General features: G+C 66.7%; 11 protein-coding genes and 1 pseudogene. 6 read left to right on the top strand and 6 right to left on the bottom strand.

Translation table 11 applies throughout. The features are described 5' to 3' along the window. Both JMF90_RS12440 and gstA read right to left on the bottom strand, forming a co-directional pair. Nucleotides 1-190: pseudogene (locus JMF90_RS12440) on the bottom strand (hypothetical protein); the annotation flags it as partial. 87 nt (nt 191-277) lie between these two features. Then, nucleotides 278-910, bottom strand: coding sequence for a glutathione transferase GstA (gene gstA / locus JMF90_RS12435; RefSeq protein ID WP_011694476.1), 633 nt, complete (start codon nt 908-910; stop codon nt 278-280). A gap of 136 nt (nt 911-1,046) precedes the next feature. On the opposite strand from gstA, the gene JMF90_RS12430 reads away from it, so the two are divergent. The 5 genes from JMF90_RS12430 (at nt 1,047) to JMF90_RS12410 (ending at nt 5,512) form a co-directional block, all read left to right on the top strand. Then, entirely contained in the window at nt 1,047-1,427 is a 381-nt protein-coding gene (locus JMF90_RS12430) for a helix-turn-helix domain-containing protein (RefSeq protein ID WP_011548402.1), read from the top strand. A 17-nt stretch (nt 1,428-1,444) separates the two neighbouring features. After that, nucleotides 1,445-1,819, top strand: coding sequence for a hypothetical protein (locus JMF90_RS12425; RefSeq protein WP_011548403.1), 375 nt, complete (start codon nt 1,445-1,447; stop codon nt 1,817-1,819). Between the two features lie 211 nt (nt 1,820-2,030). After that, nucleotides 2,031-3,422 carry an MFS transporter gene (locus tag JMF90_RS12420; protein ID WP_011548404.1) on the top strand — a complete coding sequence of 464 codons (1,392 nt, stop codon included), beginning with the start codon at nt 2,031-2,033 and terminating at the stop codon, nt 3,420-3,422. A gap of 471 nt (nt 3,423-3,893) precedes the next feature. Then, nucleotides 3,894-4,778 carry a helix-turn-helix transcriptional regulator gene (locus JMF90_RS12415; protein ID WP_011694475.1) on the top strand — a complete coding sequence of 295 codons (885 nt, stop codon included), beginning with the start codon at nt 3,894-3,896 and terminating at the stop codon, nt 4,776-4,778. 143 nt (nt 4,779-4,921) lie between these two features. Continuing rightward, nucleotides 4,922-5,512: a GNAT family N-acetyltransferase gene (locus JMF90_RS12410; RefSeq protein WP_012338829.1), complete on the top strand. Its 591-nt coding sequence runs from the start codon at nt 4,922-4,924 to the stop codon at nt 5,510-5,512. Between the two features lie 41 nt (nt 5,513-5,553). Here the strand turns inward: JMF90_RS12410 and tam are convergent, their stop codons facing one another. Further along, nucleotides 5,554-6,339: a trans-aconitate 2-methyltransferase gene (tam, locus tag JMF90_RS12405; RefSeq protein WP_012338830.1), complete on the bottom strand. Its 786-nt coding sequence runs from the start codon at nt 6,337-6,339 to the stop codon at nt 5,554-5,556. Between the two features lie 138 nt (nt 6,340-6,477). Between tam and JMF90_RS12400 the strand changes: the two genes are divergently transcribed. Then, entirely contained in the window at nt 6,478-7,374 is an 897-nt protein-coding gene (locus JMF90_RS12400) for a LysR family transcriptional regulator (RefSeq protein WP_006479871.1), read from the top strand. 61 nt (nt 7,375-7,435) lie between these two features. Here the strand turns inward: JMF90_RS12400 and JMF90_RS12395 are convergent, their stop codons facing one another. From JMF90_RS12395 to JMF90_RS12385, 3 genes are all read right to left on the bottom strand, one after another. Further along, a complete protein-coding gene (locus JMF90_RS12395) occupies nt 7,436-7,870 on the bottom strand; it encodes a GNAT family N-acetyltransferase (RefSeq protein ID WP_011548408.1) in 435 nt (144 codons plus the stop codon). 149 nt (nt 7,871-8,019) lie between these two features. Continuing rightward, nucleotides 8,020-8,490, bottom strand: a complete 471-nt coding sequence (gene cynS / locus JMF90_RS12390; RefSeq protein ID WP_011548409.1) for a cyanase — start codon at nt 8,488-8,490, stop codon at nt 8,020-8,022. Nucleotides 8,491-8,520: 30 nt separating this feature from the next. After that, nucleotides 8,521-8,742, bottom strand: a 222-nt coding sequence (locus JMF90_RS12385; protein WP_305790744.1) for a carbonic anhydrase, incomplete at its 5' end; no start/stop codon positions are given.

The raw sequence follows: 8,742 nt of genomic DNA, 5'->3' as shown, positions 1-8,742 counted from the left end.
CGGCGGATGGCGGCTGCATCGAATCGCAATCGCTCATCTCGGCGGACATGGCCATGTTCATGCCCGTGTCCGCGTCCATCGACATCGTGTGCTGCATCGGACATTCACCGGTCAGGCCGCTGGCTGCCAGCCCCGTGATGGGCAGCACCGCGCACAGCAGCAGCAGGATGAAGGTCCGAAGCAGTTTCATGGCGGCGATTATAGCGCGCACTGTTGCGGCATGGCGCGGCGCCGCTACAACGAAATGATGCGCCCTCCCCGCTGCGGCGGCCGCGCGTCATCGCAACAGGTTGTCCGCCGCCAGCGCCGCCTGCACGGCCGGCCGCTCCCGCACCCGCTCGTACCACGCACGCAGATGCGCATGCCGGCTGAGGTCGATATCCGCGTTGTATACCGAGCGCATCCAGTCGGCCTTGCCCCAGCCGGTCAGCGCGAACAGGTACGCATCGGCGACGGTGAACGTGTCGCCGGTCAGGAACGTCCTGCCGTCGAGCTGGCGGTCGATCCATGCGAAGCGGCTGTCGAGCTTCTGCCGCACGGGTTCGACGTACCTCCCCGCCTGCACCGCATACAGCAGCGGGATGAAGCCCTTGTGGATCTCGGTGCCGAGAAAGTTCAGCCATTCCATCAGCCGGTAGCGCGCGAGCGTGCCGTAAGCGGGTGCGAGCGCGGCCTCCGGGCGCTGGTCCGCGAGATACTGCGCGATCACCGGCCCTTCGCGCAGTATCGTGCCGTCGTCGAGTTCGAGCAGCGGCACGTAGCCGAGTTCGTTCACGTCGTAGTAATCGCGGCCGCCGTCGACGACATGCTTGCGCGCGTCGACCTTGACGATCTCGGCGTCGATATCGCCTTCGCGCAGCACGATGCAGATCGCCTGCGAACAGCTGCCGGGAGCGTGATAGAGCTTCATATGGTTCCTTCGTGGGTTGTCCATGTATCGATTCGCCGCGACGCGGGCGCTAATATCTCGCATCGGCACACGGCTGAGAAGACGGCAGTCGTTTGTGCCGTAGTCACAAAAAATTAACCGACCAGGATTCGGCGCGATGAAAACGAGTGCGACAGGATGTTCCGTTGAAGAAGCGATGCGCCTGCTCGGCGGCCGCTGGCGGCTGCTGCTGGTGTCGTATCTGCTCGACGGGCCGCGCCGCTTCAGCGACCTGCGGCGCGACATGCCGGGCATCTCGCAGCGCATGCTGACGCTCGACCTGCGCGCGCTGGAAGACGCGGGGCTCGTGCGGCGCACCGTCTATCCGGAAGTGCCGGTGCGCGTCGAGTACGATCTCACCGCGGACGGCGACCGGCTGCGGCCGGTGGTCGACGTGATGCGCGAATTCGGGCTGTGGCTGAAGGCGCGCGACGCGCACGTCGACGCAATGCCCGACACCGCGGCTGCGATCGAAACGACGATGCACGCTCATAAATAACCCTTCAGCAGGAATCGATGCTCATGGAACTGCACGCTACCGTCGGCGCGGCCACGTCCGACCTCGACGACGACGAAAGCTTCGCCAATATCTACTGTCACGATGCGGAGCAGGACTATTGCTTCGCGCTGTCGCGCTTTCCGGACGATGCGCTGATCGAAGTGATGGTGCGCGACCAGCTCAACGTGCGCGTCAAGGATCTGTCGGTGCAACTGACCGACGATACGATCGACGTCGAGATCGAACCGGGCGTCGCCGCGCGGCTCGACGGCCAGACGCGTTACGTGATCCATCTCGCGCCCGGTCAGTACGATCCGGGCACGCTGCGCGCCGCGTTGAAGGAAATCTTCGTCGGCAAGAGCGGCTATCGCGACGACAGCACGCGGGGCTGACCGGTCGCCTGCTTGCTCTCCTTCGTGACGACGCCGGTCCGCGCCGGTCGGCACGTTCCCATATATTGAACGGCACACGTCCCATTAATGGGGATACCTGCCCAAATGTTGACGCACGCCGCGCCACGGCTCTAACGTTCGCCCCAACGCCATTCGATTCGGCCGCCTCGTTCGCGAGCGCCGGCCGGGGCATAGAACACAGGAGACGACCGTGGGCCCATCCGCGTCACGCACCCATGCCAACCCGCCGCAGCGGCCATCCGCGCACACCGGTACCTCATCCGAATCAGCTACCCGCGCGGCCGCCGCCGCGGCCCCGGCCACGCCGCCGAGCCGCAAGCGGCTGCTGATCCTCGCGCTACTGTTCGTCACGGTCGTGATCAACTATCTCGACCGCAGCAACCTGTCGATCGCGGCGCCCGAACTGTTCAAGGAACTGAACATCGATCCGGTCCACGCCGGCCTCGTGTTCTCCGCGTTCGGCTGGACCTATGCGCTGATGCAGATTCCGGGCGGCTGGCTCGTCGACAAGGTGTCGCCGCGCGTGCTGTATGCGGGTGCGCTCGCACTGTGGTCGGCCGCGACGCTGCTGCTCGGCTTCGCCGGTTCGTTCGTCGGACTGATCGTGCTGCGCCTCGCGGTCGGCGCGCTCGAAGCGCCGGCCTATCCGATCAACAACCGCGCGGTGACGACCTGGTTCCCGACCCGCGAGCGGGCGAGCGCGATCGGCGGCTACACGTCGGGGCAGTTCGTCGGCCTTGCGTTCCTCACGCCGGTGCTCGCGTGGCTGCAGGTGCATCTCGGCTGGCACATGGTGTTCGTCGCGACCGGCCTCGCCGGCATCGCGTGGGCCGCGGTCTGGTATGCGGTGTATCGCGAGCCGCGTGCGTTACGCGGCGTCAATGCGGCCGAAATCGCGCTGATCCGCGACGGCGGCGGGCTCGTCGATCTCGAGGACCGCATCGCGGCGCGCAGCGACCGCGCACCATCGACGTGGCGCGATCTCGGCGTCGTGCTCGGCCGGCGCAAGCTGTGGGGCATCTACCTCGGCCAGTTCGCGCTGAACTCGACGCTGTGGTTCTTCCTCACGTGGTTCCCGACCTACCTCGTCAAGTATCGCGGGATGGACTTCATCAAGTCGGGCTTCCTCGCGTCGCTGCCGTTCCTCGCCGCGTTCGTCGGCGTGCTGTGCTCGGGTGTGCTGTCGGACTGGCTGATGCGGCGCGGCGCATCGCAGGGCTTCGCGCGCAAGCTGCCGATCATCTCGGGCCTGCTGATCTCGACCTGCATCATCGGCGCGAACTACGTGAGCTCCACCGGCTGGGTGATCGCGTTCATGACGATCGCGTTCTTCGGCAACGGCTTCGCATCGATCACGTGGTCGCTCGTGTCGGGGCTCGCACCCGCGCGACTGCTCGGCCTCACGGGCGGCGTGTTCAACCTGGTCGGTAACCTGTCCGCGATCGCGACGCCGATCGTGATCGGGCTGCTGGTCGACGGCGCGGACTTCTCGCGCGCGATCACCTACATCGCCGCAATGGCGCTCGCGGGCAGCCTGTCGTACGGGCTGCTCGTCGGCAAGGTCGAGCGCATCGACGCGTAAGCGCTGCAAGGGCGGCGCACCTGCGCCGTCCGGCCTGACCGCTGCCCCGGCCGACGCGACACACCGCCGATGCGGCCGACTCCGGAAACGCGCCCGACCCGCCCCCGCCTTCCCGACAGCCGTCGATTCAGTTGCCGCGCCTGCCTTCGGCCGCGCGCCGATCGCTTTCGTCCCCCCGAAGTCGAGCCCCTTCGATTCGCCCAGGCGCGTGCCCTGCGGCACGATGCGCCTGATCAGGTCGGTCATCGGAATCGCTTGTCGCTCGATTGAAAAAGACGGGGACGCAGTGACTCGTTTACACTGCCCCGGTATGCCCTCTTCGGGATGACACGCGACGTTTTACGAGGCGAACGGATCGGCAGGTCGCCTGCCTGTATTCCCTCCCGACTCCCTCCCGATCACGAGCCGAACAGATGCTTTTTTCGTATCAACGAAACGCGCGTCATGGGCGGAACAGGCCTTGGGAATCGCATGCTGCTCAACGTGAACGCCATCCACCGCGACAACGATCGCATCAACATATCGTTCAAGGCATTGGGCGAGCTGATCGAGACGGTCGGCACGCCGCACTTCGTGCCGCGCCTCACGCAACTGCTGAACGAGGTCGTGCCGCTCGACGTCGCGCACGTCGAACGCTCGCGCGTCGACACGACGATGCCCACCGGCTACCGTTGCGAATGGATCGGCAGCAGCGGCATCGGCACCGCGTCCACCGACATCTCCGACGTGATGACGCTCTACTACGAGCGCTTTCTCGACAGCGACCCGCTGTTCGCGGGGCTGCGCGGCAAGACCGGCACGATGCTCGTCGTGCGCGACATCGCGGCGATCCCGCCCGGCGAATTCCGCCAGCGGCTGTTCGACGACGTGCATATCGGCCACGAATGCGTGCTCGCACGGGGCACGCGCTATTCGCAGCATTCGATCGCCCTGGAGCGCGGCCGTGACCGGCCGCCGTTCACGCTCGCCGAGATGAACCGCTTCCGCAGCATCAGCGACATGCTGTTTCCGCTGCTCGAACTCCATGCGTCGACCACCGCCGCACGGCGCATCGCGCATGCGACGCCCGACGTCCATCCGCTCGCGCAGTTCGATGCGCGGCTCGCGGCCGACGGCGTGAAGCTGTCGAAGCGCGAATACGAAACCTGCAAGCACCTGCTCTCCGGCAAGACCGTGCCGGAAACCGCCGACATTCTCGGCGTGCGCGTCGCGTCGGCCGAGTCGTACGTGAAACGTGCATTCGCGAAGCTCGGCGTGCGCACGAAGCGCGAACTCGCCGCATGGGGTTCGGCCACCGCCGTGCTCCCCGCCGCCGGATCGTATGACGACGGCGCACCGCCGGCCATCCCGCGCTGACCTGAGCCGCTGCGTCTGCGTCCCGGCGCAGCGAACGAAGCAACGACGAGGACGCGATGCGGCGCGCATTCATCGCACCGACGATCGCATCACGGATACCATCACATCATCGCGCCATCGCGCCGAAGACAGGACACCGACCTATGGACCGAGCCGAACACATCAGCATCGAACCGGCGCTCGCGCTTGCCGCCGACGAACTGGACGGACGCGATTTCTCGTTCGACATCGCGTGGGAATTGAATGCGCCGTATCAGGACTTGCTCGATCTTCGCGCGCTACCGGCGCGGCGCAAGGACTACGGCTTCGATCCTGCCGGCTGGGCACGCGACGCATCGGGCCGCACGGCGCTGTTTCGCGCGACGGCCGGCGAACGGCTCGCGGGATTCGTCGCGATCGAGGAAAGCTGGAACGGCATGGCCGAGATCGCGGAACTGGCCGTCGACCGCCACTGCCGGCGCCAGGGTATCGGGAAATTCCTGCTGGCAGCCGCGGAAGCGTGGGCGCGCAGCCACGGGTTCGGCTTCATGCGGCTCGAAACGCAGGCGAACAACGTCGCGGCCTGCTCGACGTATGCGCGTGCGGGCTTCGTGCTCGGCGGTCACGACCGCTTCCTGTACGCCGATGGCGAGAACGCCGGAGAAGTCGCGCTGTTCTGGTACAAGGATCTGCGCGACGGGCAGACCGCGCGAAGCCGCACGGTCGACCCGGCATCGGTGCAGCCGATGCGTTGATGCACGGCTGATCGTCACGTCAATGCAGTGTGATTGCCCCGTTACTTGCGCGTCGCCACGATGAACAGGCGCGGAAACGGCAACAGCACCGTACCGTCGTCCTGCACCGGATAACCGTTCGGGCCGGCCAGCGCGTCGCGATAGCGCGCGAGAAACGCGCGCTGTTCGGACGCGTCGAGCGCCGCGAGGAACGGCCGCAGTGCGCTGCCCTTGAACCATTCGACGACCGCGTCCGCGCCGCCGCGCAGCGGGTGGTAATAGGTCGTGCGCCACACGTCCACACGCGAACCCAGCGGCGCCAGCAGCGCATGGTAATAGCGCGCATCGAATCGCTCGGTGCGCGCCGCGCCTTTCAGCTTGTCGGCCCACGGCCCGCCTGCGGCGACTTCGCGCATCAGCCGGTGCGCGGGTTCGTCGAGATTGTCGGGCATCTGCACCGCGAGATGGCCGCCTCGCGCGAGCCGGCCGACGAGCCTCGGGAACAGCGTGTCGTGCGCAGGCACCCATTGCAGCACCGCATTCGACAGGATCAGGTCATAGCCTCCCGGATCGTCCCAGGTGGTGACATCGGCAAGGTCGAAACGCAACGCCGGCAGGCGCTTGCGCGCGGCCTCGATCATGTCCGCCGACGCATCGATCCCGTGGATCGTCGCGTCCGGCGCGCGCGCGATCAGCGCTTCCGTCGAATTGCCCGGCCCGCAGCCGATATCGATCGCGGTATGGATCGGCGTGTTCGGCACGGCGGCCAGCAGATCGCGCACCGGGCGCGTGCGTTCGTCCTCGAACTGCACGTACTGGTTCGCGTATTGATCGAGCGGGGTCGTCATGATAGTTCTCCTGGTCGGCATGAGCAGCCGCCGCGCATCCGGGCACCGGATGCAACGGGCCGTCGATTCAGCGCATTCTGCGACTGCCGCCGACCTTCAGTAAAATGAATTTAATATCGTGATTGATTCAAAATTCTGATGAAGATCGATACGCTCGGTGTCCAGGCTTTCGTCGCGATCGCCGACGGCGGCAGCTTCAGGCAGGCAGCCGATACGCTGCACGTCACGCAGACGGCGATCACGCAGCGGCTGCGCAAGCTCGAAGCGTATCTCGGCGTCGCGCTGGTCGAGCGCACGACGCGCCGTACCACGCTGACCGAGATCGGCCGGCGTTTCCTGCCGCAGGCGCGCCGGCTGCTGAACGAACTGTCCGATGCGCTGACCGAAATCCGCGAGACGGGCCTGAGCCAGCGCGGCGACGTCACGATCGCGTGCGTGCCGACGGTCGGCGTGCAGTACCTGCCGCGCATCCTGCGCGCGTTCTCCACGCACCGGCCGCATGATCGCGTGAAGATTCTCGATCACGCGTCGGCGTCGGTGTTGCAGGCCGTGCTGCGCCGCGAGGCGGAATTCGGCATCAGCATCGCTGGCGACCAGCACCCGGAACTGGTCAGCGTGCCGCTCACGCACGACCCTTACGTACTCGTGTGCCGCGACGATCACCCGCTCGCGAAGCGGCGGCGCATCCGCTGGGCGGCGCTGCAGCCGCATCCGCTGATCTTCGCCGGCGAAGTGAGCGGCAATCGCGGGCTGCTCGATGGCGCGTTGAAGACGAGCGGCGTATCGCTGCATTCGTTCTACGAGGTGCAGCGCAGTTCGACCGCGCTCGGGCTCGTCGCGGAAGGGCTCGGCGCGGCCGTCGTGCCGAAGCTCGCGATCCAGAAGAATGCGTATCCGATGATCCGCACGATCGAGCTCGTCGAGCCGTCGGTGTCGCGCACGCTCGTGCTCGTCATGCGGAGGAACGCGCAACTGTCGCCCGCCGCGCGGGCGCTGTGCGACATGATCGTCGAGCGGGCGACGCCCGGGCGGTGATCCATGAGCCTTCCGGCGCTACCAGCTTGTCACGAGATGTCAGGAAACCGCCCGTTGCCGCTCAAAGCACCTTGACCATAAATACGCGCGCGGCGCCTGCCGGCTCGCACGGCACTTCGCCGAATGTCTCGTAACCGTGCTTCCGGTAGAAGTCCGGCGCCTGGAACGAGATCGTGTACAGCACCGCACGCGCACAACCGCGCCGCTTCGCTTCCGCTTCGGCCTCGCGCAGCAGCCGGCTGCCGAAGCCGTCGCCGCGCAGCGATTCGGGCAGATAGAACAGATCGATGAAGAACACGCCGAGCGACGTGCGGCCGGCGAGGCCGCCCAGTACGTCGCCGGTCGCGGGATCGGTCACGTAGACGTCGAGCGCGGCCGTATCGGCGCGCCCCGTCATCGCATGGTTGAATTCGCCGAGCTTGCGGCTGATGAAGTCTCGGGCGGCCGGTTGCTCGGTGTCGGTCAGTTGAAGGGTGACGTCGGGATGGGCTGTCATCGAAGCGAACGCGTGCGTGAATAGACCGCCGGGCGGGCGGCGCCCGCGGCGGGTATGACACGACTATAGCGCGTCGTCATGCGCCGTGACGACGCGCGATGATCGCTCGATATCGCGCGACGCCGTGACGCCACGACGCGCCGCCGGCGTCAGAACGGCTTGGTCGGCAGGTACTTGCCGTCGAGCGTGATCACCGCACGCGAACCGCCTTCCGGATCGTCGACCTTCTTCACGTCGAGCCGGAAATTGATCGCGCTGATGATGCCGTCGCCGAACTTCTCGTGCACGAGCGCCTTCAGCGTCGTGCCGTACACCTGCAGCATTTCGTAGAAGCGATAGATGGTCGGGTCGGTCGGCACGCGATCGTCGATGCTGCCGCGCAGCGGGATCATTTGCAGCAGCAGCACCGCGTCGTCGTCGAGGCCGAGCTTGTCGGCGACGACGCGCGCCGCGTCGGCCGGCAGCGCATGTTGCCCGAGCAGCGCGGCCGTGACGAACGCTTCGCTCAGGCCCGTGCCTTCGGTGAGCTGCGCGAACGACAGGTTCTTGCGCGCCTTCGCGAGGACGACGGTTTCCGCCAGCGCGTGGCGCGCCGTCTGACTGTGCTGGGACTGGATCATGGTAATGCCTCGTAGTGGAGTGGGAGCGATTCAGGCCGCGACGGGGAATGTCGCGGGGGTTGCACGGACGCCGGGATGGTCCGCAAGGGGAACGAACCGGCCGCTCGCGCCGTCGTAGGCGTCGATGCAGCCCGATTCGATGTCGTAGACCCAGCCGTGCAGCGCGAGACGCCCTTCCTCGAGCGCGAGCCGCACGGCGGGATGCGTCTTCAGGTTGGCCAGTTGCGCGACGACGTTCTCGCGCACCATCGA

Source organism: Burkholderia sp. E168m23 (assembly GCF_016586125.1).
Taxonomy (GTDB): Bacteria; Pseudomonadota; Gammaproteobacteria; order Burkholderiales; family Burkholderiaceae; genus Burkholderia; species Burkholderia orbicola.
The sequence above is the reverse complement of the archived record's forward strand: the minus strand, read 5'-3'. Positions and strand labels throughout refer to the sequence as shown.